This is a genomic window from Pradoshia sp. D12 (assembly GCF_008935075.1).
Taxonomy (GTDB): Bacteria; Bacillota; Bacilli; order Bacillales; family Pradoshiaceae; genus Pradoshia.
Map to the genome: position 1 here is coordinate 1,246,046 of NZ_CP044545.1, position 26,968 is coordinate 1,273,013.

Here is a 26,968-nt window from a genome sequence, read left to right on the forward strand (position 1 = left end):
GTTTGTGTATTAGTAGCTTGTAGTTATCAGGGGCCATATAGCGTCTATACGGCTCCTGAACTCTTTATTGAATTGTAAAACCTATTACGTTTTTAATGGGTGCTTGCCTGTTGGAGCCATCGCCGTGGTAAATATGAATGGGTCCACCCTCATCCGCTTTGATTGGTCGCCCTTTAATAGAAAAGCCAGCAACCAGTTGAAGCGCTTCCTCAAAAGAGAATGTGAAATTAGCATTTTCTGTATGTACAATAACAGCTGCAGAAGTACTTTCAGGTTCAGTGTTCAAGAAAAAAGGCTTTAATACAATCCCGAAACTGTTTTCAGTAAGCTGCTGTTTCTTTGTTTTTATTACAGGTTTACTTGGCGGTGGGGATGCCCCTTCAATGATCTCTTTATCCCATTGTGATGATACCTGTTTTAAATAGGTCTCCTGTTCAGGATTTTCTTTCTGATTGTTTTCTGGATGCCAAGCATCAAGATCGAATTTCCTGTCATCAAATATCCAAGTGCCAGGGTCGAGATATATCGGGAATTTTACATTCCCTTTTATTTGTAGAATATCTTTCATAATTGACTCTCCTTTCCAATTTTAATCTTATAGCTGCTGAATGAGTATGTACAGTAATTCGCTGCACGAAGGTTATCTTTTTTTAGAAAAAACTAAACTCCTTGACATTACCTTTTCTTGCAATTTTACGATTTTAAGGGTAGAATTTTATAATAGATTGGTTCATTGGGCCATAATGGGGGGTTGCACATTGACATCTGATATCCTTGTCAATCATCAAGAAAAGGCCTACGCATTGTTAAAGGCTGACGCTGATAAAATATTTAAACTAATAAAGGTGCAAATGGACAATTTGACTATGCCTCAGTGTCCGTTATATGAAGAAGTTTTAGATACCCAAATGTTTGGTCTCTCCAGAGAAATTGACTTTGCCGTTCGATTAGGATTAATAGAAGAGAAAGACGGTAAAGAGCTATTGGGATTCCTTGAACAAGAACTTTCTGCTCTTCATGATGCTTCCTTAAGAAAATAAGTAGCAGTCGAAACTCAAACGATGCCGATGTTGTTTGAGTTTTTTTGTTTTTCTTTATATAATTTTTAAACAAGCATATTTTTTAAAATGAAATTTATTCAAGGAGACCTATATGATAAAACGTATTTTAAAATCGTATGATTTTACCCTCATCGCTGTCATTATCGCTATAAGTATTTTTGGTCTTGTAATGGTCTATAGCGCCAGTATGGTAACGGCTGTGTCAAGATTTGGACTTCCGAGCGATTTTTTCTACATAAAACAATTTAGGCATTTAATCATCGGGTTTATCCTGTTTTTCATTGTAGCTGCTATACCTTATCCGGTTTTTAAAAATAAAAAGTTTTTGGTGATCATCGTACTAGGCTCGATTATCTCTCTCGTTGCTTTAAATTTTATTGGCCACACCGCCGGAAATGCGGAGAGCTGGTTTAAGCTTGGAGCGCTAGGGAGTTTGCAGCCATCAGAGTTTATTAAGTTAGGTATGATTATATACTTATCCGCAGTCTATTCGAATAAACAAAAATATATCAATGTCTTTAATAAGGGTGTAGTACCACCACTATTATTCTTGTTAGTTATCTGTTTATTGATCGTTTTGCAGCCGGATATCGGGACGGCATTCATTCTTTTTATGAGTTCTTGTACTATTATCTTATGCTCTGGTATGAATTTTAAGAGTTTAGGTAAACTGCTATCGATTTTGTTCGGAGCTATCCTTGTTGCGACACCAATCATTTTTCTTTTTAAAGACAAGATCTTTACTCCAAAAAGGCTTGAACGTTTCGTAGGATTTTTAGACCCGTTTTCCAGTGAGAAGTATGAAGGATATCAGTTGGTCAATTCTTATGTGGCAATTGGCAATGGTGGCATTACCGGTGTGGGATTTGGACAAAGCACGCAGAAATATGGTTATCTGCCTGAACCGCACACTGACTTTATAATGTCTGTGATTTCTGAAGAGTTAGGACTTATTGGGGTAGGATTTGTTATTATATGCTTGGCTACGATTGTATTAAAAGGGATTCATACCGCGATAAAATCGAATGATCCATTTGGGAGTATGCTGGCAGTAGGTATTTCCAGTATGATTGGAATTCAAGCTATGGTTAACTTAGGTGGAGTAGCTGGACTAATACCGATTACTGGGGTTACTTTACCATTTATCAGCTATGGTGGTTCTTCCTTAATTATTCTTTTGATATCTGTCGGATTACTGGTCAATGTCTCTATGATGACGAGATATGATGCAGCCTACAAAAAAGAACCAGTTGAAAAAGGGGAGACACTCCAGGGATAAGCTGGCTTAAAATAATGAGTAAGAATAATCTTCTTACTCATTATTTTTACTAAAAAATTACTATATTGTCATAATTTTCAGGAAGCTGTGAGGTGCTCAGGATGAGAAAAATTAAAAAAGTATTGGCTGCCAACCGTGGAGAAATTGCTATCCGTATTTTTCGAGCTTGCAATGAATTGGATATTAAAACTGTTGCTATTTATTCAAAAGAGGATTACAAATCCTATCATCGATATAAAGCAGACGAAGCCTATTTAGTTGGTGCCGGTAAAAAGCCGATTGATGCCTATCTTGATATTGAAGGAATTATTGAGATTGCTAAGATGAGTGATGTAGATGCTATACATCCTGGATATGGTTTGCTCTCTGAAAATATCGAATTTGCAAAACGATGTGAAGAAGAGGGACTTATTTTTATTGGTCCTAAAACAAATCATCTCGATATGTTTGGAGATAAAGTAAAGGCAAAAGAGCAAGCGAAAATGGCAGGTATTCCTATTATTCCAGGAAGTGAAGGACCAGTTTCTGGTTTGGAAGAAGTTACGAAGTTTGGAGAAATCAATGGTTACCCGATTATTATAAAAGCTTCTCTCGGCGGCGGCGGAAGGGGTATGCGCATTGTTCGTAACCCAGAGGAAGTAGAAGAAGCCTATAACCGGGCAAAATCAGAGGCAAAAGCTGCTTTTGGCAATGATGAAGTTTACGTAGAAAAATTTATTGAGAATCCCAAGCATATTGAAGTTCAAATACTGGGTGATCAAAGCGGAAATATTGTCCATTTGTATGAAAGGGACTGCTCTGTGCAACGCCGTCACCAAAAAGTAGTCGAGGTAGCTCCATGTGTGTCACTTACCGATTCCTTACGAGAAAGGATATGTGACGCTGCAGTTCAATTAATGAAGAATGTAGAATATGTAAATGCGGGTACGGTAGAATTCCTTGTTTCTGGAGATGAATTTTTCTTTATCGAGGTAAACCCTCGTGTCCAGGTTGAGCATACAATCACTGAGATGATTACGGGCATTGATATTGTTCAATCTCAAATCAAGATTGCTGAGGGACACAGTTTACACGGTACTTCATTAAACATACCTAAACAAGACAATATACATATCAATGGGTATGCCATTCAGGCAAGGGTGACGACGGAAGATCCCTTAAATAATTTTATGCCGGATACAGGCCGAATTGCAGCTTATCGTTCTAGCGGCGGTTTTGGTGTTCGTCTGGATGCTGGAAATGCTTTTCATGGATCGGTTATTACACCATATTATGATTCCTTGCTTGTTAAAGTATCCACTCATGCTACCAGATTCGATCAGGCAGCTATAAAAATGCTGCGTAATTTAAGAGAATTCCGTGTCAGAGGAATTAAAACAAATATTCCTTTCCTTGAAAATGTGGTAAAGCATAAAAAATTTATTGCAGGAGAATACGATACATCATTCATCGATACAACACCTGAGCTTTTTGTTTTCTCTAACCGACAAGATCGTGGAACCAAAATGCTGAATTATATCGCTAATGTGACTGTCAATGGTTTTCCGGGCATAGGTGTTAAGGAGAAACCGGTTTTCGAAAAACCAAAAGTTCCCCAAACTCACGATTACTTAGCATCTCAGACAGGTACCAAGCAATTATTAGATAAACTGGGACCAGAGGGGCTGGCTCAATGGGTTAAAGAACAAAAAAATGTGTTAATCACAGATACTACATTCAGGGATGCACACCAATCACTTTTAGCTACCAGAGTGAGAACGAAGGATTTACAAGAGATTGCTGCACCAACCTCAAAGCTTATGCCGAATCTGTTTTCACTTGAAATGTGGGGCGGGGCAACATTTGATGTAGCCTACCGGTTCTTAAAGGAAGATCCATGGGAAAGATTATTATTACTTAGACAGGAAATCCCTAATGTATTATTCCAGATGCTCCTGCGCTCATCTAATGCAGTTGGCTATAAGAATTATCCTGATAATGTTATCCGGGAATTTGTTGAAAAATCTGCCTATGCGGGAATAGACGTATTCCGAATTTTTGATAGCCTTAACTGGGTTAAGGGAATGGAGAAGACAATTGATTATGTTCGCCAATCAGGAAAAATTGCCGAGGCAGCGATTTGCTATACAGGTGATATACTCGACCTAAGCAGGCAAAAATATGATGTGCAATACTATAGAAATCTTGCTAAAGAGCTAGAAGCACAGGGAGCACATCTATTAGCTATTAAAGATATGGCAGGCTTATTGAAGCCGGAAGCAGCCTACCGCCTGATTTCAGAGTTAAAAGATGCAGTTGACATACCGATCCAGCTTCATACACATGATACGAGCGGGAATGGTATCTATCAGTACGCACGAGCGATTGATGCCGGTGTGGATATCGTTGATACGGCACTTGGATCAATGGCTGGACTTACCTCACAGCCAAGCTTAAATTCTCTTTATTATGCATTGGAGGGTCATGAGAGGCAGCCGCAATTCGATATTAAGCCAGTCGAAAAGTTATCAGAGTATTGGGAAGGGGTCAGAAGTTACTATGCTGATTTTGAAAGTGGAATGAAGTCCCCCCATACAGAAATCTATGTACATGAAATGCCAGGCGGTCAATACTCCAACCTTCAGCAGCAAGCGAAAGCAGTTGGTTTAGGTGAACGCTGGGATGAAGTAAAAGAAATGTATCATCGAGTAAGTATGATGTTTGGTGATATTATCAAAGTAACACCATCGTCCAAGGTAGTAGGCGATATGGCTTTGTTTATGGTACAAAATGATTTGACAGAAAGTAGTGTGTTGGAGAAAGGCCATTTGATCGATTTCCCTGATTCAGTTATTGAATTGTTCAGCGGATATTTAGGACAGCCATATGGCGGTTTCCCTGAAGAACTTCAAAAGGTAATTCTAAAAAATAGATCTCCTATTACAGTTCGCCCAGGTGAGTTGCTTGAGGACGTGGATTTTGTGAAGATAAAGGAAGAGTTGTTTGAGAAAATCAAACGTCCAGTTACGATGTTTGATGCACTCGCTTATGCACTATATCCAAAAGTCTTCCTTGATTATGTGAACTCGAATAGTGAGTATGGCAATATAACAGAGTTAGATACACCAACGTTCCACTATGGACTTTCCATTGGAGAGGAAATAGAAGTGGAAATCGAAAAGGGAAAAACCTTAATTATTAAACTAATTTCAATTAGTGAGCCACGTATAGATGGCACAAGAATGGTTTATTTTGAACTCAATGGACAGGCTCGAGAAGTGGTAGTTAAGGACGAAAGTGTTAAAACTCTTATTCAGTCGAAACCAAAGCAGGACGTTTCCAATCCAAACCATATTGGTGCAACAATGCCTGGAACCGTGATGAAGGTATTAGTGTCTCATGGACAAAAAGTCAAAAAAGGAGACCATTTAATCATAACGGAGGCAATGAAAATGGAAACAACAGTTCAGGCACCATTTGACGGAGTCATCAAAGAGATTTATGTTAATGATGGAGAAGCCATACAGACGGGCGATTTGTTGATTGTGCTTGATAAATAAAACTAAAACACAATAAAAAGGAGCGTGGGTTTTTAACTCACGTTCCTTTTTATGTATTGGATTATTTCCCTAGTTTGTATAATGTGATGCAAAAGGATGATTTTATACATTCTAATCAGCTTGTTTTCCTAACAGACGGATTCGAGGCTTCTGCAGCTTTGCTTTTCCGTGATCTCGTTACAAGAAGGATAAAATAGGAAAAAACTCCAAATAAACAAGAAATCAATATGGCGTGTAAGAGGGCTACATACAAGTTTAAACGGGTATAAATGATAAAAGCACCTGCTATAACCTGTAAACTGACAAGAATAAGGGAGAGCGTCCATCCCCAGTATAAAACTTTTATATGGCGATAATTGCGCCAAGTATAGACGAAAATATATAAAATCCAGATAAAGATGAGGCCTGCAGCAGCGCGATGCCCCATTTGAATAAACTGATACATATTATGAGGGACTATAGTACCATCATTAAAACAAAGGGGCCACTCAGGACAGACGAGACTTGCTTCTGCGTGACGTACCAGCGCACCGGTATAGATAACAATATAGGAATAAATAAATAGAGCGATAATGTGAATGGACATTTTCCTCGGGATTATCAGCTTTTCCGCATCGAACTTTTTATCAACTTCAAAAATCAGTAGAGTTAAAAGTAGAACGGCGGCAAAAGAGATGAGTGATATCCCAAAATGCAAAGCCAGCACGAAATCAGAATGACTCCAAACGACGGCGGCAGCTCCCAGCAATGCTTGAATGATTAGAAATGCAATAGATAGGAGAGCAAGAAATTTGGTTTCTCTAATATGTCCAATGGCTTTCCATGACCAAATCGCTAATCCAACTACCATGAAGGATCCAAGGCCGGTAAAAAGACGGTGTGCGAATTCAATTAGTAGTGCGGGCGTGATATCCGTGGGAATCAATTCTCCGTTGCAAAGCGGCCAGGAGCGTCCACATCCTAAACCAGAATCTGTTTTTGTGACGAGCGCACCGCCGATTAAGATTACAAGCATGACAAAGGATGTCATAACGGCAAACCATTTCAAAGATTTTTGCATGTAAATCTAACACCTGCTTTGTTTTTATAAAATAGTAAGCTTAAACATTTGTTTCCTAATAACTGGAACCGTATAATGAGGTAAATATTACAAAGTTTGATAATCATTACTAACATATCATAAATAATTTTTACAATAATTACAAAGAAAAGTTTCTAAATAGTCAAAGAAATTATTTATTTAGTGATAATTGAAAATTCATGTAATTGTTTATAGTTGAAACTTAAAGAAGAGTTTGTTAGAAATAGAGAGGGGATTTAATTGGTTAAATAAGGTTTTCATACTTTCAATGTTACAAAAATATATTTACAGGATAAAATTACCACTATATAATGATTAGGTCACACTTATGACAAAAAATGGACAAATTATTTTCACAATAGAAGTGTAATCTGTGTTTAAATATATATTAGGCAAATTTTTCTATATAAATATCACTGTTATAATTTGTGAATATATCGCTTGAAACTAAAAGTTTGGAAATCTACTATTCAGATAGGAGGTAACAGCATGAAACCTAAACCGGCATCGCAGACCTCGTATGAAAACCAGAAGGGACTAGACGTGGAGAAGGATATGAACAGTACAGCATTTAAGGACTTTTTGGTATTAGTAAAGGTAGGCATCGTCAATTCAAATTTAATCACTGTTTTTGCAGGTATTTGGCTCGGTCTTTATTTTACTGACCAGAGTTTCCTAGGGAATCTTGATCTCGTTCTATATGGTGTTATAGGGTCAGCACTGATCATAGCTGGCGCTGGCAGCTTAAACAATTACATAGACCGGGATATCGACGTGTTTATGTCTCGTACAAAGAAGCGTCCGACAGTTACTGGGAAGGTGAACCCTATAAAAGTGTTGTATATGGGCCTGGCACTGGTGGTAACTGGATTATTGATTCTATTAATGGCTACTCCAATGGCAGCTTTTATGGGGTTACTTGGGGTATTGGCCTATGTATTGCTGTATACAATGTGGTCAAAAAGACGGTTTGTCTCAAATACTGTTATCGGCAGTTTTTCTGGTGCTATACCGCCACTAATTGGGTGGGCCGCCGTTGACCCAGGATTACATCCGATTGCCTGGGGATTATTTCTATTAATGTTTGTGTGGCAGCCTCCACATTTCTACGCATTGGCTATGAAGCGGACGGAGGAATACAGAGCGGCTGGAATTCCTATGCTGCCTGTAGTAAAAGGATTTAAAGAAACTAAGATTCATATGCTTATATGGGTAGCTTTATTGTTTCCAATTCCATTTATACTGAAACCAATCGGGGTTTCTTTTGTAGTTTTGGCAACAATTTTAAATATAGGTTGGCTTATATTAACTTTAAAGGGATTCTCATTAAAAAAGGAGTTTTCCAAAGAAGAAGATTTAAAGTGGGCCAATAAGATGTTCATTTATTCATTAAACTATATGACTATTTCTTTTGTGGCAATGGTCATTGTTTCTTTAATTAATCGTTTTTAACATTGGGGGTTCTTTCTTAAAGAAATTCAATATATAAGATGTTCCTTTGGAAAGAAGAAATTTTTTACGAAAGAGGGGTAATTATTTGCTATGAAAAAATGGCGCATTGCATCCTTAATTGCTGTTTTGATGCTAATACTTTCGGGTTGTGGAAAGCCGTATCTATCAGCATTGGATCCAGCAGGTGAGGTAGCGAAGAAACAGTATGATTTAATGATACTCAGTACTGCCATTATGGTATTGGTAATCATTGTTGTTGTTATTCTTTTTGTACTTGCAATTTTAAAATTTCGTCGTAAAAAGGGAGATAATACAATCCCTAAGCAAATTGAGGGTAACCACAAATTAGAAATACTTTGGACGGTTATCCCGATTGTTTTATTAATCATCCTTGCAGTTCCAACGATTTATTATACATTTGATTTTGCAGATGTATCTGCCAAGGATGAAAAGGATAAGGATGGGAATCCTACAGCCTTAACTGTAAATGTAAGGGCTAATTATTACTGGTGGGAGTTTGAATATCCTGGCGAAGGTATCATGACAGGGCAAGAACTTGTTGTTCCAACTGATGAAAAGGTTTACTTTAATTTAACAGCGTCAGATGTAAAGCATTCCTTCTGGATTCCTTCAGCTGGGGGTAAGCTTGATACGAACACAGAGGGAGAAAATAGCTTCTGGCTTGAGTTTGATGATGGAAAAAGTGAAGAAGCCGGCAGGATTTTTTATGGAAAATGTGCTGAATTATGTGGGGCTTCCCATGCATTAATGGATTTCAAAGTGAAAGCTTTGCCAAGGGATGAATTTGACCAATGGGTAGCCAGCATGAAAGAAACAAAGCACACGGAAGTAAAACTTACTGATGCAACAGCAAGTGAAGGCCAGGAAATTTTCAATAAAAGCTGTATCGGATGTCATGCGATCGATTCCAATGATCAGCGACCGGAGCAGGCTCGATTAGCACCTAATCTATCAAATTTTGCTGATCGTGAAGTAGTAGCGGGTTATTTGGAAAATAATGAAGAAAATGTGAAGAAGTGGCTTAAGGATCCAGAGTCAGTTAAAGAAGGAAACAAAATGACTGACACTTACGGAGAGCTTTCTGATTCACAAATCGATGCGCTTACTAAGTACCTGGAAACCTTATCGCAAAAATAAGAGTTTGCTAGTTTTCAAAGGGGAGGTTAAAACGTGAGTACTATTGCTCAAAAAAAGGGGTTTCTTAGTGTCATTTGGGATTATTTAACGACTGTTGACCATAAGAAAATTGCCAAGCTCTATATCTTTGCAGGTGGATTTTTCTTCTTGCTGGGTGGGCTTGAGGCAATGTTTATAAGAATTCAGCTTGTAAAGCCAGAAAATGATTTTATCAGTGGTGGAATGTTTAACCAAATTATTACCATGCATGGAACAACCATGATTTTCCTTGCCGCCATGCCTTTATTGCTTGGATTTATGAATGCGATTATGCCGCTGCAAATCGGGGCTAGAGACGTAGCATTTCCATTTTTAAATTCATTAGGTTTTTGGTTGTTTTTCTTTGGAGGAGTCTTTTTAAACTTATCCTGGTTTATGGGCGGAGCGCCTGATGCCGGATGGACATCTTATGCAACTCTATCATTGGCTTCTGAAGGTCACGGTATAGATTTTTACATACTTGGACTTCAGATATCAGGTATGGGCTCGTTAATAGGGGGAATTAACTTCCTGGCCACAATTATTAATATGAGAGCACCTGGAATGACGTTTATGCGTATGCCGCTTTTCACGTGGACAACATTTGTGGCATCTGCCTTAATTCTATTTGCTTTCCCGCCGCTTACAGTTGGTTTGACACTAATGATGTTTGACCGTATGTTTGGTTCCAGTTTCTTTGTAACGGCTTTGGGTGGAAATACAATTATTTGGGAACATTTATTCTGGATCTTTGGACATCCGGAAGTATATATTTTGGTTCTTCCGGCATTCGGAATATTCTCTGAAATTATTCCAACATTCTCGAGAAAGAGATTATTTGGATACTCATCTATGGTCTTTGCAACCATTTTAATCGGTTTCCTAGGATTCATGGTATGGGCTCACCATATGTTTACGGTTGGTCTTGGGCCAGTCGCAAATGCGATATTCGCAGTAGCAACAATGGCGATAGCTGTTCCGACTGGTATAAAGATCTTCAACTGGATTTTCACGATGTGGGGTGGTCAGATTACGTTTACGACCCCTATGTTATACGCCGTTGCATTTATTCCATCTTTTGTAATGGGTGGAGTAACGGGAATTATGAATGCTGCAGCTCCGGCTGACTATCAGTATCATGATAGCTATTTCGTTGTTGCCCATTTCCACTATGTTATCGTCGGTGGAGTAGTTCTGGCCTTGTTGGCAGGTACACATTTTTACTGGCCAAAAATATTCGGTACAGTATTGAATGAATTCATGGGTAAAATCACATTCTGGTTATTCCTAATCGGATTCCATTTAACATTCTTTGTTCAACATTTCCTTGGATTAATGGGAATGCCTAGACGTGTTTTCACTTATTTGGACGGACAGGGATGGGATAATGGCAACTTAATATCTACTGTCGGTGCATTCATGATGGCTGTAGCAGTCATTATATTATTGGTTAATATCGTAGTTACTTCAGTTAAAAATGTTAAAGTCGGTAATGACCCATGGCAAGATGGACGTACACTTGAGTGGGCAATTTCTTCACCGGCTCCTGAATACAACTTTGAAAGATTACCATTAGTAAGAGGATATGATGCATGGTGGCTTGAAAAAATGGAAGGTAGAAATGCGATGACACCGGCTGAACCTCTTGGTGATATCCATATGCCTAACAATTCAATTCTTCCTGTTATTATTTCTTTTGGGTTGTTTGTTGCTGCATTTGGAGCACTTTATAATGCAACGGATAAAGAATGGACAGTCCCGGTAATGGTGATTGGTTTGTTGATTACCTTTATAGCTATGCTCATCCGTTCCGTTAAAGATGATCATGGGTATCATATCCATAAAGAAGATTTGGTATCTTCTAATGCTAAAAGTGATAAGGGGGTTGAGGTGTAATGAATGCAGGGCAAAAATTCACACCAGAAACATGGCCATCTCACCCTGAGAAACATACAGATGACGGAAAGCATAAATTTTTAGGTTTTTGGCTTTTCCTCGCTGCAGAGACAGTGCTTTTTGCTTCATTATTTGCAACATACTTAGCTCTGAAAGATAGTGTACCGCCTAATAAGGAAATGACTCTAGCCAAAGATTTATTTGATATGCCGCTGGCGTTTATTGCTACTATGCTGCTGTTAACCAGCTCATTAACAAGTGTTTATGCGATGTATCATATGAGAAACTACGATTTTAAACAAATGCAGTTTTGGCTGTTAATCACTGTTTTATTAGGGGCTGCTTTCCTGGGCTTAGAAATCTATGAATTTAATCATTATGTGCATGAATATCATCACACATTTACAGGTTCTGCATTTGGATCCGCCTTCTACACATTAGTCGGCTTCCATGGTGCCCATGTAACCTTTGGACTATTGTGGATTATTACGTTAATGCTCCGTAATTCGAAACGTGGCTTAAATCTGTATAATGCTCCGAAATTTTATGTTGCGAGCCTATACTGGCATTTTATCGACGTTGTATGGGTATTCATTTTTACAGTCGTTTACTTAATGGGAATGGTGGGGTGATGATAAATGGAAAATCAACCTAAAACACATCTTAGTAAAGAAGCTCTTAAATATAGACGTAAGAAAAATGCGGAAGATATGAAGATGCAGGTTATTACATTTATTATGATGATCTTTCTAACCTTAATTGCGTTCTTTGCAGTAGGTTATGATGGATTTTCCAAGTGGTTCGTTTTACCATTCATCTTGTTGCTTGCGGTAATCCAAGTCATTTTTCAGCTCTATTATTTCATGCATATGAATAAAGAAGGTCATGGAACGATGGCAGGATTTATGTATACCGGGTTACTGATCGGTGTGACTACTATCCTTGCATTTGTATTAATTGTGTGGATTTAAGATGGAATCGGCTTAACTTGTTAAGCCGATTTTTTTTAGAAACTAAAACTATATGATTTCTGGGTTATTTGATATTTTCTTGTGAATTTCTGGGCAGGAAAACTAATTATGAGGTGAGATAAATGGAATTAGATATATTTGGATTTAGGGCCCTATGGAGTCCTTACCTGTTCCTCGTGACACTATTGATCATAGCCTTCTATTTTTATATCACCTATTTTAAAGCAGGTGACCAATTTAAAAAGAAAGAAGCTGTATACTTCTCGATAGCTATGATTCTTTTATACATGATAAAGGGGTCGCCAATAGATTTATTGGGACATCTTTCTTTTACGGTTCATATGGTTCAAATGGCTTTTTTATTTTTAGTTATTCCACCATTTTTTCTATTGGGATTGCCGGATTGGTTACTAAAAAAGTTCGTATTTAAAAAATGGTTTTTAATGATTACACAACCATTAATAACATTGATTTTCTTTAATGGACTGTTTTCTTTTTACCATGTTCCGTCAATTTTTGATATCGTCAAAGTCAATATGTTGCTTCATGGGCTTTTCACAGTGGTATTGTTTATTTCCTCGCTGTTCATGTGGTGGCATCTAGTTAATAAAATCGAAGAAAGCCAGCGATTATCAGGATTAAAGAAAATTGGCTATATCTTTGCCAATGGTATATTAATTACACCGGCCTGTGCGCTTATCATCTTTTCTAAAGATCCCATGTATGCAACCTATGCAGATCCAGCTGTATGGATGGAGGCGATGAAATTGTGTGTTCCTGCCGGTACCTTATCCACTTTGGACTTAAGCAGTCCTCAAATGTTTATAAATATGCCGGCTGTTGAAGATCAGCAAACAGGCGGTGTAATTATGAAAATAATTCAAGAAATAGTATATGGAATTATCCTGGCTACAACTTTCTTCACTTGGTTTAAAGAAGATACCAAACATGCGGATGCAGAAACAAAACGTTTTATGGAGGCAAATCCGCATTTAGGGAACTAATTAATAATAGTGAAACTTTAGTGAATACTGTAAAATAATTTGAGTTTTCAAATTTAGTATTTTACAATTATAGAGTTAACAGAATAAGTAAAGTGAGGTTCCACCATTATGAGCAGTTCATTACCAGTCCTGCCTACGATCAGCACGGCTTGTATCGTAATCAGCGCAATCCTTGTAGGCTTTGGAGTATGGCAAGTAAAAAAAGGGAATATAAAGGTCCACGAAAAATTAATGTTTTGGGCAGCTGTTTTTGCAGTTGTGTTCTTCATTATTTATGCAAGCAGAACGTTATTTATAGGGAACACGGCATTTGGAGGACCTGAATCAATAAAAATTTACTATACAATCTTTTTAATCTCACATATTACATTGGCTACAATAGGAGCCGTAATGGGGATTATCAGTCTGTATTATGGTTTTAAAGGGAAGATTGAGAAACATCGAAAAATCGCTCCGCCTACAAGCGTCATTTGGATGGTGAACGCGGTTGCTGGTGTCACTGTATATTTATTGCTTTATGTAATATACGAAGGTGGTAAAACAACAAGTGTATTTAAAGCGATTATTGGTTCATAAAAAATAAAAGTTGCATAGGTAAAACGGGTCGTCTCATAGAATTAGAGATGACCTTTTTTCGTTTCTTTCTTTTACATGGCGGCTTAGGAATGGATTTTGTCAGGACTGGCTGATGTTTATCATAGGCTTTATTTAGAGGCAATTAATCGGAGGTGCGGTAATGAAACAAATTAGGACTAATCGCATTCTTATCTTTCCTTGTTCCATCTCATTGGCTAAGTCCCTTATTTTGTACCCGTATGATTTCAAAATGGTATCGCCGGTAATTGTTCCTGAATCTTTCCCATCTGATCGCGTAAAATGTATACTCCCTCTTTTAATAGAATTATATGAATTGGAAGGTGGGGATGTAGGTTGGTGGATCTGTTTTATTATTGATTTGCAAAGCCAAAAATTCATTGGAGAATTGGAGTTGGAGGGAGAAGGTGAAAAATTAACCTTTTCCTTAAGCTTTACAGATGCTCAGACAGAAAAAGAGTTTGTTTCTGAAGTTATGGAGGGTTTTTTCTATTATATTCATAAAATAGGGATTGCCCAAATGATCCAAACAGAAATAGCAGATAAACGTTTTTATTATAAGGAAACCTTAAAAAAGTATGGATTTAAAGCAGTGGGAGTGGAGGGGGATTATTGTTTAATGAGAAAAAAAATAAAATAAGCCTGCGGAGATCATACAATCTGCAGGCTTATTTAATAATCCTTTATTCCACTTCTACAAATATATCCAGTTCAGCTTTAACTGCCGCAAGAACTGTCTCGCATTGTTTTTGAAGAGATGTAGGAAAATGCTCTGTTTCACCATATTCAACACCATGTGGATAATAGTGTTTACCTAGGACTGGTGTCATGAGTTGGATAGTTGCCCGATGTGCACCTACGTCACCTTCAACCGCATAGCCAAAGACACGTAAATAAAAAGTGCCATCCCTTAATTCATATTTCTTATCGTAGGATACGCGTTCGTAATCCCATTGTTCGGCTCTGACTAAACCGTTTTCACTCATAACCTCATCTAGCCTGTTAAGGTTAACTTGGTATTTTTCAAGTCCTGTATTTTCAAATCTCATCTTATTTCCTCCTATCCCCTTTTAGAAAATGCTTTGTTCGGTATGAAACAAGTTTTGGAAATTCTCAATTTTAATTTTAGTATTATTTTACCTTATCTGCAATAAATTGTTCTTTTATAGAGGCAGAAAGGTAAATTCGTTCATTTTGCTATCCAATATGTTTATATTATACTTATTTTTCATTGTTTACATTTAAGTGATAGGTTTGTTTGAATTCTAATGGTATAATAAAAAAATATAAAGTAAGAATGACAGGAGGGACCACCTCTGAAATTGGTCTTTAGGGTTTTCTTTAGTTTAATTTTAATCACCATCTTCGGCATCTATGTAACGGTTAAAGATGATGTCAAAGAAAATACAGCTATCATTGATCAAAATTCCGTTAATGAAAATACAATGGAAACTTCGGATAAGATTAAAGAATTAACAGATAACGAATCCAGACCTGAACAGGGTGTATCTAAATGGATTGGTAAAACCAGTAATCAGTTACTGGATGAATATGGGGAGCCAGACCGTATTGATCCTTCAGCTTATGGATATAACTGGTGGATCTATAATGATACATTAAGTAAGTATATACAATTTGGCGTAAACGAAAAAGATAAAAAAATTGTAACCCTATACAGTTCAGCAGAAGATATTAATTTATATCCATTCTTTATTGATCAAACAGTGGAGTCCTTGTATAAGGAATTGAATATGAATAGTTATATAGAACTGAATTGGAAAGGCACTGAATATCGTTTCGAGTTGTCGGAAGAAGATCTTCATTATCGCCCTCTAATAAAGTTTGGCGATATGTATGCTCAGGTTTATTTGGATAAAATTCTCGGTCAGGTATCAGGTGTGAGGTTTATGGATGCAAAGACATTGATTATGCATAAGCCATATGAGCTGACATACCGTGGAGAATTGGATGAACCTGAAGAGTTAACGGATGAAGAATGGAAGCTGGTTGAAGAAGGAAGTCAGCAGCAAATTCTTGATTTGACAAATATCATACGAACACGTTTTGACTTAGGTACCCTTGAATTTGATGAAAAAATTTCAGCTGTGGCATTTAAACATAGCGAAGACATGATGGTGAATGAGTATTTCGATCATGTATCACCCGATGATAAAGATGTTGGTGATCGTTTGAAGGAAGGCGGTGTTTCTTACTACTCAGCTGGCGAAAACATAGCTGCTCAGTATACAGATGCAATTGCGGCTGTTGAAGGATGGTTAAATAGTAAAGGGCACAGAGATATAATGTTAAATGAAGATTTTACGCGCCTTGGTGTGGGAGTATATAAAAGATACTATACTCAAAACTTTGTTGCGTTATCTGATTAAATGATACAAAAAAGAGCACTGAAGGAAAGTATTTCTCCTCAGTGCTCTTTTTTGTGTGTAAATATTATTTGTATAAAGGAAGTCTATGTGCGGAATTCTTTGGAAATATGCATCACTTTTCTATATTTCGAAACATATACTACCCTAGGCGTATGTCATGTGGTGAGGTGAAATTAAATGGATGATTCCAAATTGCATCCTTCTGTCCAGGATTTTAAGCTTTTTCTTAAGAGTAATCCGAAAATCGTAAAAGATGTAAGAATGGGTAAGAAAACATGGCAGGAAATTTATGAAGATTGGTCTTTGCTGGGTGATCAGGATGAAGTGTGGAATGAATATAAAGAGGAAAAAAAGGAAAAGGATGAGACTGAAAAAACAGATAAGGGCGAGTTTATTTCGCAGCTTTTAAATCAACTTAAAAAAATGGACCCTGATCAAATTCAAAAACAAATTGGGAATTTTAGTCAGGTTTTAGGAGTGGTTCAGGGAGTCATGTCTCAATTTCAATCTTCCGGACAATCAGAAAGTGCACCACCTTCCGTCCAGAATAATCATCCTTTCAAATTTCGGCAAGATTAGCTAGGTAGGAGTGAGAGCTTGAGACAAGATATCTATGAATTAATTGAGGCAGATGAAGATTTACTGAGTTTTTTGAGGCAACAACCAATCTGGTACAGACGTTTGTGCAGAAATCCACAGGATTTTTCGAAATTTGATACTGAAGCTAAGTACTTTTTTAAAAAAACGATTCCGGATCGTGTTCATCAGCTTTCAAACAGCGTTCAAATGGCTTCTATGATGGTTTCGATGTTTCAGTCAATGAATACTGGTGAATAACGGTTCCTAAAAAAATGAGGACGTTCTGTAAGAGTAGATGAAGTAAGGGGTGTTTGGCAGCGAATTACTTCTTCTACTTACCAAAGTAATAGGGGACAAGCCATATATCTTTTATAGGTGGATAATATTTCTAAGTTATAGCATCCTTGGATATTACATGGTATGATAAAGTTGGAGGTGAGTATTTTCATGCTTGCTACTATTGAAACGGTTGAAATCATTGACCATGCTGAACAATTGGCTAAAGATATAATGAACTCAGATATAGCTAAGCAATACTTTTTAAGTTTAACTCAGATGTATAAGGATAAAACGGCCCAGAAAAAAATTCAAGCGTTTAATTCTTTAAAGGACGCTTACGAAGAAGTACAGCGTTTCGGAAGATACCATCCGGATTATCGTACTGTCTCTAAAGCAATTCGTGAGGCTAAAAGAGAAATGGACCTTCATCCATCTGTTATTGAATATAAACAGGCTGAAACAAACTTACAGCAATTACTTGATGAAATTAGTATGCTGATTGGTCATTCAGTATCCCCTCATATAAAAGTCCCGACAGGAAATCCGTTTTTTGAATCATCCTGTAGCGGAGGCTGTGGCAGCGGAGGAAGCTGTGGATGTTCCTGATAGGAACGAGAAAAAAAGGCAATCCCAGAACAAATGGGGTTGCCTTTTGGTATATGGCCGAAATTAGATTTTGTAGCAACTAATACAAACGTTGAGGTTGTATGATAAACCTATCCGATTCTCCATAGGAAAGTGGGATCGATATCTTTTCTATTATGCAGTTTCATTTAAAGTACTCCTATCATACTTGATATAAACTCTGATAGTGCAGACCTATCCAAGGAGATAATCGAGTTAGTTGCAATCTCTAGATTTATTCACTAATTCTGCATAGCATTTCTAAATATTGATACATCTTTTAGTAATATGGTACACTAAATATAAATTGCATCCTAAAGGGGTATGTATATGTTTGTAGAAAGGCAAAGCCTGATTGTTTGGCTGCATAGTCTAAAACAAGTGAAAACTCTGCGTAAAACAGGCAATCTGCATTATGTTTCCCGCAAATTAAAATATGCCGTATTATATGTAAATATGGACGAAATAGAAGCAGTTTCAGAAAAATTATCTTCCTATGCTTTTGTCAAAAAAGTTGAATTTTCTCAAAAACCTTTTATTAAAACTGAATTTGAGAGTAAAAAGCATGAAAAAGAAAAGGAAGAATATAGAATAGGCATTTAAAGAAAACCGGATCCTAATGGGTCCGGTTTTTCTTTATTGCCATGGGGGTAAAAAACGGTTCATGCGCAGGATACCTATTAAATACTGATAATAAAGGTCAGGGTCAGCAAAAGTAGATGAATGCCTAACTTCCAACGATATAATTTCTTTACCTTGCTCCTTGGCTGCTTGGTCAAAAAGTTCATAACGCTTGCTTGGCTTATTAACTAAAACAGGTATTCCTTCTCTGCAAATATAAAGTGGGATGAAGTCGCCATAGCTTGATTTTTTCATAACCAATACAAACGACATGACTTTGCCGCTAGGTCCCTCTGACTGTAAGCATAAAAAATAATTGATTCGATATTGATTAGCCTTTGCTAATTCCAATAGCTCATAAAGGTCAGAATATCCGGGGCCTAGTTCTATAAAACGTTGATTCATTCTTGTTTTTCCTCCTGTAAATCGGATATTGATAAGTGTATCATAATCCGGTCTAGTTCATCAGGAATATAAATGTATCCCAATAAAGTGTTCGAATCAACTGTTCTATTAATCAAATTAGTTATTTTTGAAACTGTCCACCTTGTTCACTGTGGAAAAAATGGGTGTCGGTTGATCTGTAGTTAATTCACCTAAAAGAAAAGCCCTGGCACACATAGGCGCCAGGGCTTCCTTCTACGCGCTTTTACAAACGCAGAAGGCAAAGGGAGAGGAGAAACCGGAGGAAGAACTTATGGGGAAACGTAAGTCTTCTCCGCGGTTGGCAACAACACCTCTGAAGATGTTGTTGTTAGTAGTATGACCAAATCAACCTGAACTATTCACTGATCGCAGAAATTTGATTTCTATTTGTGAAATCAAGATTTTGTGGTAGGATATTTTAGAAAGTTGAATACATATGAAATTTGGTGACAGATTATGCGAGTCATTTCAGGTACTTGTAAAGGAAGGCCATTAAAGGCTGTTCCAGGCATGACAACCCGGCCAACAACGGACAAAGTAAAAGAATCTTTATTTAATATTGTAGGACCATATTTTGAAGGTGGAGCGGTTCTGGATTTATTTTCAGGAAGCGGATCCCTTGGGCTTGAAGCCTTGAGCAGAGGAATGGAAAAAGGAGTTTTTGTTGATAAGGACTCAAAAGCTATTCAAATTATTAAAACGAATATCAGTTCATGTAAATTCGAAAGTCAATCCGAGGTACATAGGAGTGATGCTTTAAGATCATTAAAAGCTCTTGGAAAGAGAAAAGCTCAATTTGACCTCATTTTTATGGATCCTCCCTATAAAATAGCTAATATGATACCTGTTCTTATTGAAGAAATCGAAAGTGCTGAATTATTGGCAGAAGACGGTATGATAATATGCGAACATGGAGAAGAATTAACGTTGCCTGAAAAGATTGGTAATTTTACTAAGTTCCGTGTTGAAAAGTATGGCATTACGGCTGTGTCCTTTTTTGAGCGTTAAATATTTATAGAAATGGGGGGAGAATAGTGAAAAAAATAGCTGTATGTCCTGGAAGTTTTGATCCTATAACATATGGACATCTTGATATTATTCAAAGAGGAGCAAACATATTTGACGTAATATATGTCGGTGTCCTTCATAATTCTGCTAAAAAATCTCTATTTACTGTGGAGGAGAGAGTGCAAATCATTGAAGAAGCAACTGCCCATATACCAAATGTGAAAGTGGATAGCTTTCAGGGGTTGCTCGTGGATTATGCTAAGGCAAGAAATGCAAATGCAGTCATCCGAGGGTTGAGAGCCGTTTCTGACTTCGAGTATGAGATGCAAATCACCTCTATGAATCGCTTATTAAACGATCAAATTGAAACATTCTTTATCATGACAAATAATCAATATTCTTTTTTGAGCTCATCGATCGTAAAAGAAGTAGCGAAGTACGGTGGAGATGTTTCAGAGCTTGTTCCTGAATGTGTACAAAAACGGCTGAGAATAAAGATGTCTGAATAAAATGTACTCATTTATATTGCTGTTAAAAAGAAGCCAATCCTACTTAAATTAGGGATTGGCTTTTTATATGGATTTCCTATACTGTATGTATAATAAAAGGGTGTAGCCAGCCAAAGAAAGAATAGTAATCAATGCACCGTAATTAAGGAAGAAACTGAAGATAGTGCTGGATAATCCCTGCGTTTCCATTGAAAAAACAAATTCGGTGATTGATGTATTTTCAGAAGTAGATAATCGCAGATATACAGGTTTCCACAAAATCAATGTAAGTATCGCAGCAAAAAATGTATGGATGAGGCGTGCAAGAAAGAATGGTTTAAAGCGTATATCTGTTTCGGCTAAGATGCTGGCAACTTGAGCTTGTATACTGAATCCTCCAAATGCGAGTAAAGCACTGACTATGATTGCTTGTGTCAATAGTGTTGCACCGCCAGCTTGGCTTGTTAATTGCGATCCCAACGTGATTTCAAATAACCCCGAAATAAAAGGGATGCTTAAAGTAGATGGCAGATGAAGCGTGTGGAACAGGCTGCTGAAAATGGATGCAAAGAAGCTGGTAATATGTAAGTGAAACAATAGCTTGTTGATCACGGAAAAAATAATGATAAATCCTCCAATCATCAAAAGGGTTTGTATGGAGGAATTAACTGCGTCTCCTAATATTTTTCCAAATGGCCGCTGGTCATTTAGACGGGTACGGTGCATACTTTTTAAAGCTGTCATGATTGGGAAAATACTTGTATCTTTTTTACTGCGGTTAAGATTTTTTTTCTCTTCATTTCTCCCGTAAAACCTCATTACTAAACCGACGAAAATATTCGCTGCATAATGAGTTAATCCTAAAAGTATTCCAAGTTTAGCATTATTAAAAAAACCGATAGATACAGCACCGAAAATAAATAATGGATTCGATGAGCTGGTAAACGACACTAACCGTTCAGCTTCTATTCTGGATAGCTGACCTTCATCTCTCAGCCTAGCTGTTAGTTTTGCTCCAGAAGGATTACCGGATGCAAGTCCCATTGCCCATACAAATCCTCCTACTCCTGGTACCTTAAACAATGGACGCATTAGTGGCTCTAAAAAGACACCCAGTAGTTTTACGACACCAAATGCAATCAACATTTCTGCAATAATTAAAAAAGGCAATAAGGAAGGAAAGACAATTTCAAGCCATATATTCAACCCTCGAACAGAGGCTTCGAAGGCTTCCTGTGGCATCAAGATCAATGCAGCTGCCATAATAACTGCAATTAACGCAAAAAGCATTGATTTTAAGATTGATTTATCCAATTTATATCCCTTCCCTTATTAAATTTAAGCGTGGTAAATAATCTGGTGCTAAAATATATTTAGTAAAATCAAAAGAAGTTTTGTATATAGCTGGGTTGTCCCCAATAACAAAATATACTCAAAGTAAAATAATTTAGAACTAAGACTCCTATTAAGGGAACATGCCTTAAATCAGTACGGATAAAGGAGAGTCAAAAGAAATGGAACCTAAAATTGGATTAGCGCTTGGCTCTGGTGGTGCAAGGGGATTTGCACATATTGGTTTATTAAAAGTGCTAAATAGTGAAGGTATAAATATCGACTGCATAGCCGGGAGCAGTATGGGAGCTTTAATAGGCAGTTTTTATGCAAGTGGATCAGATTTAGAACTGCTGCAAAAAGTTTCGTTGCAATTTAAAAGAAAATACTTTATGGATCTGACTGTACCCAGATTAGGTTTTGTAGCCGGGAAAAAGATTGAGGAATACATTCGATTATTTACAAAAAATCAAAATATAGAGGATCTTTCAATTCCATTGGCTATAGTGGCAACGGATATAGAAAAAGGAGAGAGAGTTATTTTTACGGAAGGTCCTGTTTATGAAGCGGTAAGAGCAAGTATTTCTATACCAGGCATTTTTGTGCCCAAAAGGATTAATGGGAAATTACTTGTAGATGGAGGATTAATGGATCGGGTCCCTGTATCGGTTGTGAAAGAAATGGGAGCGGATATTGTGATTGCAAGCGATGTCTCTGCAACAAGAGGAGATACGGATATTGAATCTATATACGATGTTATTTTTAAAAGTTTAGATATACTGCAAATGGAAATTGTCAAAATGAAAGGGATTAACGCTGACGTAATGATTCAGCCTGCTGTAGAATCATTTAGTTCATTGGCATTTACAAACATTCTTGAAATTATTATGATTGGGGAGCAAGAAGCAAGAAAAAAACTGCCGGAGATTAAAGAGGCCATACAACATTGGAAGGAGAAAAAAGATGAAGCATAAGCGTAAACTTAATATAGGCAAAATTGGGGTTGCAGTTCTATTGCTGGCATTTCTGGCTGCATTTTATAAATTGCCTTATTATGTTTCCACCCCTGGGTCGGCGGAGACATTGGAGCAATTTGTAGAGGTTGAAAATGGAAGTGAAGCAGATGGCTCTTTTATGCTGACAACGATCCGAATGGGCAGAGCGAATATTTATACATATGCATGGGCTAAAATAGCAGATTATCATAGGATTTATGAACTGGAACAAATTAGAAGTCAGGATGAAACCGATGAAGAATATACGGTTAGACAATTGAAATTGATGGATGATTCCCAAACATCCGCTATCCTGAACGGGTATAAAAAAGCAGGCTATGAAGCCAAAGTAAAAGTAGAAGGCATATATGTGCTGCAGATTGCCAAGGGTAAACCTGCAGACGGAGTATTGAAACCTGGAGATCGAATTATTAAAGTCGATGGAAGTGAAATTGAGTCAAGTGAATTTTTCATAGACTATATCTCCTCGAAAAAAGCTGGGGACCAAGTGAAATTAGAAATAAAGCGTGATAATAAAAATATTGTTAAGACACTTCAATTGGAGATGCTAGAGGAAACTGGACGAGTTGGCGTTGGCATTACCTTGGTTGAGGATCGAAGTGTTGAAACAGACCGAGATATCGAGATAAACGCAGATAGCATTGGGGGGCCTTCTGCTGGGTTAATGTTTACATTGGAGATCTTTAATCAATTAACGGAAGAGGATTACACGAAAGGGAAGAAAATAGCAGGAACAGGTACCATTTCTGATGATGGAACAGTCGGTCCTATCGGTGGTGTTGATCAGAAAATTGTAGCAGCTGATCGTGCAGATGCGGAAGTGTTTTTTGCACCCAATCAACAAGGTGCTGAGGAATCGGATTATAAAATTGCTGTAAAAACAGCAGAAGAGATTGGAACAGATATGATTATTGTTCCTGTGGACACAGTTGATGATGCACTGGATTATTTAAAAAGCATGAAATAAGAGCTGCTTGATTTAAAGCATAAGCCATTGATTCGTACGGTGAATCAATGGCTTCGTTTTTTAATCAGTTAATACAATGGGTGACATATATTCACGTTTTTGAGCTTTCATAGAAATAGCTGAGGGAAGAGCGGCAGCATGAACAATGGCAGCCCTCTTATCAATATTTATTAAAGGATTTTTACAGGCTGCTAGGCGTGATACGATCTGATTTCCCTTTTCTTTTTTTATGCTTTTTAAATATTGCTGCCCGGCAGCTGTAAATCCCAATACGCGAATATATGGCGGAGTCAGGTCTTTTGGCATTTCATCTCTTGTGAAATTTAACAGCGTATAGGTTAGTATTCTTTGTAGCCGAGTCCAGGTATAACGCTTCGTTTTAATTAATGACATAAAATCCATGAAATTACTGGCGCGTTCAGCGGCTTCAATTAATCGATTCTCTAAGCCCTCTTTCATTTCGTAAATTTGGGCAAGAGATTCTGCGGGCGTCGTGATTAATTTAACTTTTAAAAATGGCCAATACAACTCCCAATTATGCAAAGTGCGCTGCTCTGTTAGATATGCTTTTAGATGGGCAAATGTTGTATCCGGAACAAAGGAAGAGATCGCATCCAGTTTACCGCTTTCCATTAATTCTTTCCGTATACCAGTTGCACTTGCTATTGTACCTGGCATGAGAGTTGGATCGTGATATCCGGAACCTGTTCGTTTAATGGTTACTGGCTCGATGGATAATTTATGTTTTAAAATCGCGGATACATAGTGATATCCAAGGATATTATTAGGCTGGTCTAAAGAAAGCATAGAAGGATGACGCGCTTGTAGTTCCGAAAAGGCCAGAGAGGCAGCCTTGGGGTAGCTGTATCCCTCCTTGCTATAGTGCTGTATCCATTGATCGATTTCCTTAGAATTTTCCTGAATAATTGAGTATGTATGTATAAAAGGTTCTATTTCTCCTTGCTCGCTGCCAAAACAAACAGACTGACAGCCAACTTCCTCTAATAATAGGATAGATGCTTCGGAGAAATATTCAGCCTTTTGAACAGCATGAACAAATGGAAGTTCGATGATTAGATCAATACCAGCCTTTAAGGCCATGGAAGTCCTTGTCCATTTATCCACCAGGGCTGGTTCCCCCCGCTGAAGGAAATTTCCGCTCATCACGCCTATGGTCACATCAGCATTTGTAATAGCTTTGGCTTGTTGTAAATGATATAAATGTCCATTATGAAAAGGATTATATTCTACTACAAGTCCCAGGGCATTCATATTGTACACCTCCTGATAAATGGTTGTTTTTTTTATAGTATATGATGGAGGAATCAGGAAGCAAGCATTCCCTAAACTTGCACTTGATTAATTCTGTTTTCAAAATGAAACATTTCGGGTAAAATAAATAGATAAGCGCTTAAAATTTGCATAAGGGTATCACATATGGCTGTAAAGAAAAAACATTGACAAATGAATTTACCAAAGCTATAATTACCTTTGTTGCCTTGAGGTGATATAATATGAAATGGACAATTCCACAACTGCAAAAATTTCGCGACAATGGTTTTAATGTAGATGAGACAGCAGATCTTTCTGAACTGAAAAAGGCAGATCCGCAAATTCGTGATATTTCACCAATTCGTGTATTTGGGAAAGCTGACTTGAGTTCCAATCGAGTTACTTTTCATTTGAAAATATCTGGTACATTGACATTACCATGTTCAAGAACCTTAGTTGATGTCCCATTCCCAATCGATGTTCAAACAACAGAGACATACCTTTTTAATCAATATGAAGGTATGGAGACTGAGGATGGAGAATATCATGTGGCTGAGGGTGATGTAGTGGATCTTACGCCGGTAATCAAAGAAATAATTCTCACGGAGATTCCATTGCAGGTATTCTGTGATACGGATCATCCTGTAGGTGCTGCTCCGCTAGCTGGAGATGACTGGGAATTAATCTTAGAGGACCAACAAGTTAAAAAAGTTGACCCAAGACTGGCAAAGTTGGCCCATTTTTTTGACAACAATGATGATAACAGTGAAAAATGAAAGACTACATAAGTCTTCCATAGAACCATCGTTTTTTAAGGAGGTGTAAAACATGGCTGTACCTTTCAGAAGAACTTCGAAAACTAGAAAGAGATTGCGTCGTACGCATTTCAAACTTCAAGTCCCTGGTATGGTTGAATGCCCAAACTGCGGTGAAATGAAATTATCTCACCGTATCTGTAAAGCATGTGGAACATACAAAGGAAAAGAAGTTGTAAATAAATAATCAACTCGAGAGAACACAGGGAAACCTGTGTTCTTTTTTGTTTTTAAGGGGGATTCACGGTGAAAGAAGTGATTGTGGAGAAAAAAGAAGGATATTTGCTTGTTACGCTAAACCGGCCGCATGTTAGGAACGCCATAAATTTTGAGGTTATGGATTTATTGGAAGAGTCCATCGAACAAGTGAAAACGGATGGAAATTGTAAGGCCATGGTGATCACAGGAACTGGTAATGTTTTTTGTTCGGGTGGTGATTTAAAAGTCTTTCATCTTCTTGATAATCAAAAAGATGCTTACCAAATGTTATCGCGTATGGGAGAAATTTTATATAAAATAGCTACTTTGCCGAAGCCTGTTTTTGCTTTTTTAAATGGACCGGCTGTCGGCGGTGGATTGGAACTGGCTACAGCATGTGATTTTCGATATGTAAAAAAAGGATCTTTTATGGGCTTTATTCAAATTCAGCAGGGAATTACCACCGGTTGGGGCGGTGGAGCTCTTTTACTTGAGAGGGTGGCAGAATCCAAGGGACTGGAATGGCTGATGTCGGGGAGAAAATTTTCTGAAGAAGAGGCAAGCTTGTATGGATTTGCAAATGGCGTTGTGTCAAATATAGATGAGAAAACCATAGTAGGGATTATTGAGCCTATTATTAAAAATGATATTAATGCGTTGATGGCGTATAAAAGTATGACTATCCGCAAAAAGAAAGCATCTGATTTGTATAAACGGATGCAAGAAGAGATTAAACGATGTTCAGAGTTATGGGTATCACCATTCCATATGGAGACTGTGGAACGATTTCAGAAAAAGTCTCAATAAGAAGCCGATTATCATGTTAATAGAATCTTGTTTATTCTATCTTTCCTACCAGACGCATATGAATAAATATTATGAATGCTTATTGGGGGGAATAGT

General features: G+C 37.4%; 29 protein-coding genes. 23 read left to right on the top strand and 6 right to left on the bottom strand.

Annotated elements, in window-relative coordinates; translation table 11 throughout:
• Window positions 1–64 precede the first annotated feature (64 nt).
• Entirely contained in the window at window positions 65–568 is a 504-nt protein-coding gene (locus F7984_RS06155; RefSeq protein ID WP_140461231.1) for a peptidyl-prolyl cis-trans isomerase, read from the bottom strand.
• 175 nt (window positions 569–743) lie between these two features.
• On the opposite strand from F7984_RS06155, the gene F7984_RS06160 reads away from it, so the two are divergent.
• From F7984_RS06160 to pyc, 3 genes are all read left to right on the top strand, one after another.
• Window positions 744–1,040: an Fpa/YlaN family protein gene (locus tag F7984_RS06160; RefSeq protein ID WP_373925453.1), complete on the top strand. Its 297-nt coding sequence runs from the start codon at window positions 744–746 to the stop codon at window positions 1,038–1,040.
• Between the two features lie 112 nt (window positions 1,041–1,152).
• On the top strand, window positions 1,153–2,340 hold the full coding sequence (locus F7984_RS06165) for an FtsW/RodA/SpoVE family cell cycle protein (protein ID WP_066100800.1): 1,188 nt from the start codon (window positions 1,153–1,155) through the stop codon (window positions 2,338–2,340).
• 101 nt (window positions 2,341–2,441) lie between these two features.
• Window positions 2,442–5,879: a pyruvate carboxylase gene (gene pyc, locus F7984_RS06170; RefSeq protein ID WP_066100794.1), complete on the top strand. Its 3,438-nt coding sequence runs from the start codon at window positions 2,442–2,444 to the stop codon at window positions 5,877–5,879.
• Window positions 5,880–5,994: 115 nt separating this feature from the next.
• Here pyc and F7984_RS06175 read toward each other — a convergent pair whose 3' ends face one another.
• On the bottom strand, window positions 5,995–6,939 hold the full coding sequence (locus F7984_RS06175; RefSeq protein WP_066100791.1) for a COX15/CtaA family protein: 945 nt from the start codon (window positions 6,937–6,939) through the stop codon (window positions 5,995–5,997).
• Between the two features lie 510 nt (window positions 6,940–7,449).
• Between F7984_RS06175 and cyoE the strand changes: the two genes are divergently transcribed.
• The 8 genes from cyoE (at window position 7,450) to F7984_RS06215 (ending at window position 14,693) form a co-directional block, all read left to right on the top strand.
• Window positions 7,450–8,412: a heme o synthase gene (gene cyoE, locus F7984_RS06180; RefSeq protein WP_175354215.1), complete on the top strand. Its 963-nt coding sequence runs from the start codon at window positions 7,450–7,452 to the stop codon at window positions 8,410–8,412.
• 90 nt (window positions 8,413–8,502) lie between these two features.
• Entirely contained in the window at window positions 8,503–9,570 is a 1,068-nt protein-coding gene (gene coxB / locus F7984_RS06185) for a cytochrome c oxidase subunit II (RefSeq protein WP_066100788.1), read from the top strand.
• A 33-nt stretch (window positions 9,571–9,603) separates the two neighbouring features.
• Window positions 9,604–11,484 carry a cytochrome c oxidase subunit I gene (gene ctaD / locus F7984_RS06190; protein WP_066100787.1) on the top strand — a complete coding sequence of 627 codons (1,881 nt, stop codon included), beginning with the start codon at window positions 9,604–9,606 and terminating at the stop codon, window positions 11,482–11,484.
• Window positions 11,484–12,116 (top strand): cytochrome (ubi)quinol oxidase subunit III, encoded by a 633-nt coding sequence (locus tag F7984_RS06195; RefSeq protein WP_066100784.1) that lies wholly within the window; start codon window positions 11,484–11,486, stop codon window positions 12,114–12,116. The genes ctaD and F7984_RS06195 overlap by 1 nt, the downstream gene beginning before the upstream one ends.
• A gap of 6 nt (window positions 12,117–12,122) precedes the next feature.
• Entirely contained in the window at window positions 12,123–12,455 is a 333-nt protein-coding gene (gene ctaF / locus F7984_RS06200) for a cytochrome c oxidase subunit IVB (protein ID WP_066100781.1), read from the top strand.
• 122 nt (window positions 12,456–12,577) lie between these two features.
• On the top strand, window positions 12,578–13,459 hold the full coding sequence (ctaG, locus tag F7984_RS06205) for a cytochrome c oxidase assembly factor CtaG (protein ID WP_066100778.1): 882 nt from the start codon (window positions 12,578–12,580) through the stop codon (window positions 13,457–13,459).
• A 108-nt stretch (window positions 13,460–13,567) separates the two neighbouring features.
• Window positions 13,568–14,035, top strand: a complete 468-nt coding sequence (locus F7984_RS06210) for a DUF420 domain-containing protein (RefSeq protein ID WP_066100775.1) — start codon at window positions 13,568–13,570, stop codon at window positions 14,033–14,035.
• A gap of 160 nt (window positions 14,036–14,195) precedes the next feature.
• A complete protein-coding gene (locus F7984_RS06215) occupies window positions 14,196–14,693 on the top strand; it encodes a hypothetical protein (RefSeq protein ID WP_139891308.1) in 498 nt (165 codons plus the stop codon).
• A gap of 43 nt (window positions 14,694–14,736) precedes the next feature.
• Here the strand turns inward: F7984_RS06215 and F7984_RS06220 are convergent, their stop codons facing one another.
• The gene (locus F7984_RS06220) at window positions 14,737–15,102 is read right to left on the bottom strand and encodes a YugN family protein (RefSeq protein WP_066100769.1); all 366 of its coding nucleotides are present in this window, start codon (window positions 15,100–15,102) and stop codon (window positions 14,737–14,739) included.
• A gap of 273 nt (window positions 15,103–15,375) precedes the next feature.
• On the opposite strand from F7984_RS06220, the gene F7984_RS06225 reads away from it, so the two are divergent.
• The 5 genes from F7984_RS06225 (at window position 15,376) to F7984_RS06245 (ending at window position 18,525) form a co-directional block, all read left to right on the top strand.
• Entirely contained in the window at window positions 15,376–16,440 is a 1,065-nt protein-coding gene (locus tag F7984_RS06225; RefSeq protein ID WP_139063788.1) for a CAP domain-containing protein, read from the top strand.
• Window positions 16,441–16,617: 177 nt separating this feature from the next.
• Complete coding sequence (gene ylbD, locus F7984_RS06230) at window positions 16,618–17,019, top strand: spore coat protein YlbD (RefSeq protein ID WP_066100766.1); 402 nt, start codon at window positions 16,618–16,620, stop codon at window positions 17,017–17,019.
• 18 nt (window positions 17,020–17,037) lie between these two features.
• Window positions 17,038–17,277 carry a YlbE-like family protein gene (locus F7984_RS06235; protein WP_066100764.1) on the top strand — a complete coding sequence of 80 codons (240 nt, stop codon included), beginning with the start codon at window positions 17,038–17,040 and terminating at the stop codon, window positions 17,275–17,277.
• A gap of 189 nt (window positions 17,278–17,466) precedes the next feature.
• Window positions 17,467–17,904, top strand: a complete 438-nt coding sequence (locus F7984_RS06240) for a YlbF/YmcA family competence regulator (protein WP_066100761.1) — start codon at window positions 17,467–17,469, stop codon at window positions 17,902–17,904.
• A 348-nt stretch (window positions 17,905–18,252) separates the two neighbouring features.
• Window positions 18,253–18,525: a YlbG family protein gene (locus F7984_RS06245; protein WP_066100758.1), complete on the top strand. Its 273-nt coding sequence runs from the start codon at window positions 18,253–18,255 to the stop codon at window positions 18,523–18,525.
• Between the two features lie 33 nt (window positions 18,526–18,558).
• Here F7984_RS06245 and F7984_RS06250 read toward each other — a convergent pair whose 3' ends face one another.
• Window positions 18,559–18,948, bottom strand: coding sequence for a DUF7147 family protein (locus F7984_RS06250; RefSeq protein WP_066100755.1), 390 nt, complete (start codon window positions 18,946–18,948; stop codon window positions 18,559–18,561).
• A gap of 477 nt (window positions 18,949–19,425) precedes the next feature.
• On the opposite strand from F7984_RS06250, the gene rsmD reads away from it, so the two are divergent.
• Together rsmD and coaD are read left to right on the top strand one after the other, a co-directional pair.
• On the top strand, window positions 19,426–19,977 hold the full coding sequence (gene rsmD, locus F7984_RS06255) for a 16S rRNA (guanine(966)-N(2))-methyltransferase RsmD (protein ID WP_066100754.1): 552 nt from the start codon (window positions 19,426–19,428) through the stop codon (window positions 19,975–19,977).
• A gap of 26 nt (window positions 19,978–20,003) precedes the next feature.
• Window positions 20,004–20,486 (top strand): pantetheine-phosphate adenylyltransferase, encoded by a 483-nt coding sequence (gene coaD / locus F7984_RS06260; RefSeq protein ID WP_140461232.1) that lies wholly within the window; start codon window positions 20,004–20,006, stop codon window positions 20,484–20,486.
• A 63-nt stretch (window positions 20,487–20,549) separates the two neighbouring features.
• Here the strand turns inward: coaD and ylbJ are convergent, their stop codons facing one another.
• Complete coding sequence (ylbJ, locus tag F7984_RS06265; protein WP_066100751.1) at window positions 20,550–21,779, bottom strand: sporulation integral membrane protein YlbJ; 1,230 nt, start codon at window positions 21,777–21,779, stop codon at window positions 20,550–20,552.
• A gap of 200 nt (window positions 21,780–21,979) precedes the next feature.
• Between ylbJ and F7984_RS06270 the strand changes: the two genes are divergently transcribed.
• Together F7984_RS06270 and F7984_RS06275 are read left to right on the top strand one after the other, a co-directional pair.
• Entirely contained in the window at window positions 21,980–22,771 is a 792-nt protein-coding gene (locus F7984_RS06270; protein ID WP_066100748.1) for a patatin-like phospholipase family protein, read from the top strand.
• Window positions 22,761–23,780 (top strand): SepM family pheromone-processing serine protease, encoded by a 1,020-nt coding sequence (locus tag F7984_RS06275; RefSeq protein WP_066100745.1) that lies wholly within the window; start codon window positions 22,761–22,763, stop codon window positions 23,778–23,780. The genes F7984_RS06270 and F7984_RS06275 overlap by 11 nt, the downstream gene beginning before the upstream one ends.
• A gap of 60 nt (window positions 23,781–23,840) precedes the next feature.
• On the opposite strand, the gene F7984_RS06280 is transcribed toward F7984_RS06275, so the two are convergent.
• Window positions 23,841–25,052, bottom strand: coding sequence for a nucleotidyltransferase (locus F7984_RS06280; protein ID WP_139891306.1), 1,212 nt, complete (start codon window positions 25,050–25,052; stop codon window positions 23,841–23,843).
• 242 nt (window positions 25,053–25,294) lie between these two features.
• On the opposite strand from F7984_RS06280, the gene F7984_RS06285 reads away from it, so the two are divergent.
• From F7984_RS06285 to F7984_RS06295, 3 genes are read left to right on the top strand one after another with little or no spacing between them, the layout of a single operon-like run.
• On the top strand, window positions 25,295–25,828 hold the full coding sequence (locus F7984_RS06285) for a YceD family protein (protein ID WP_066100738.1): 534 nt from the start codon (window positions 25,295–25,297) through the stop codon (window positions 25,826–25,828).
• 52 nt (window positions 25,829–25,880) lie between these two features.
• Entirely contained in the window at window positions 25,881–26,054 is a 174-nt protein-coding gene (rpmF, locus tag F7984_RS06290; RefSeq protein WP_066100735.1) for a 50S ribosomal protein L32, read from the top strand.
• 59 nt (window positions 26,055–26,113) lie between these two features.
• Complete coding sequence (locus F7984_RS06295; RefSeq protein ID WP_140461233.1) at window positions 26,114–26,872, top strand: enoyl-CoA hydratase/isomerase family protein; 759 nt, start codon at window positions 26,114–26,116, stop codon at window positions 26,870–26,872.
• Window positions 26,873–26,968 lie beyond the last annotated feature (96 nt).

Excerpts from the sequence above, each read along its gene's own strand:
- F7984_RS06155 (WP_140461231.1), bottom strand. The coding sequence starts at position 568 with ATGAAAGATATTCTACAAATAAAAGGGAATGTAAAATTCCCGATATAT.
- F7984_RS06160 (WP_373925453.1), top strand. The coding sequence starts at position 744 with ATGGGGGGTTGCACATTGACATCTGATATCCTTGTCAATCATCAAGAA.
- F7984_RS06165 (WP_066100800.1), top strand. The coding sequence starts at position 1,153 with ATGATAAAACGTATTTTAAAATCGTATGATTTTACCCTCATCGCTGTC.
- pyc (WP_066100794.1), top strand. The coding sequence starts at position 2,442 with ATGAGAAAAATTAAAAAAGTATTGGCTGCCAACCGTGGAGAAATTGCT.
- F7984_RS06175 (WP_066100791.1), bottom strand. The coding sequence starts at position 6,939 with ATGCAAAAATCTTTGAAATGGTTTGCCGTTATGACATCCTTTGTCATG.
- cyoE (WP_175354215.1), top strand. The coding sequence starts at position 7,450 with ATGAAACCTAAACCGGCATCGCAGACCTCGTATGAAAACCAGAAGGGA.
- coxB (WP_066100788.1), top strand. The coding sequence starts at position 8,503 with ATGAAAAAATGGCGCATTGCATCCTTAATTGCTGTTTTGATGCTAATA.
- F7984_RS06195 (WP_066100784.1), top strand. The coding sequence starts at position 11,484 with ATGAATGCAGGGCAAAAATTCACACCAGAAACATGGCCATCTCACCCT.
- ctaF (WP_066100781.1), top strand. The coding sequence starts at position 12,123 with ATGGAAAATCAACCTAAAACACATCTTAGTAAAGAAGCTCTTAAATAT.
- ctaG (WP_066100778.1), top strand. The coding sequence starts at position 12,578 with ATGGAATTAGATATATTTGGATTTAGGGCCCTATGGAGTCCTTACCTG.
- F7984_RS06210 (WP_066100775.1), top strand. The coding sequence starts at position 13,568 with ATGAGCAGTTCATTACCAGTCCTGCCTACGATCAGCACGGCTTGTATC.
- F7984_RS06215 (WP_139891308.1), top strand. The coding sequence starts at position 14,196 with ATGAAACAAATTAGGACTAATCGCATTCTTATCTTTCCTTGTTCCATC.
- F7984_RS06220 (WP_066100769.1), bottom strand. The coding sequence starts at position 15,102 with ATGAGATTTGAAAATACAGGACTTGAAAAATACCAAGTTAACCTTAAC.
- ylbD (WP_066100766.1), top strand. The coding sequence starts at position 16,618 with ATGGATGATTCCAAATTGCATCCTTCTGTCCAGGATTTTAAGCTTTTT.
- F7984_RS06240 (WP_066100761.1), top strand. The coding sequence starts at position 17,467 with ATGCTTGCTACTATTGAAACGGTTGAAATCATTGACCATGCTGAACAA.
- F7984_RS06245 (WP_066100758.1), top strand. The coding sequence starts at position 18,253 with ATGTTTGTAGAAAGGCAAAGCCTGATTGTTTGGCTGCATAGTCTAAAA.
- F7984_RS06250 (WP_066100755.1), bottom strand. The coding sequence starts at position 18,948 with ATGAATCAACGTTTTATAGAACTAGGCCCCGGATATTCTGACCTTTAT.
- rsmD (WP_066100754.1), top strand. The coding sequence starts at position 19,426 with ATGCGAGTCATTTCAGGTACTTGTAAAGGAAGGCCATTAAAGGCTGTT.
- F7984_RS06270 (WP_066100748.1), top strand. The coding sequence starts at position 21,980 with ATGGAACCTAAAATTGGATTAGCGCTTGGCTCTGGTGGTGCAAGGGGA.
- F7984_RS06275 (WP_066100745.1), top strand. The coding sequence starts at position 22,761 with ATGAAGCATAAGCGTAAACTTAATATAGGCAAAATTGGGGTTGCAGTT.
- F7984_RS06280 (WP_139891306.1), bottom strand. The coding sequence starts at position 25,052 with ATGAATGCCCTGGGACTTGTAGTAGAATATAATCCTTTTCATAATGGA.
- F7984_RS06285 (WP_066100738.1), top strand. The coding sequence starts at position 25,295 with ATGAAATGGACAATTCCACAACTGCAAAAATTTCGCGACAATGGTTTT.
- rpmF (WP_066100735.1), top strand. The coding sequence starts at position 25,881 with ATGGCTGTACCTTTCAGAAGAACTTCGAAAACTAGAAAGAGATTGCGT.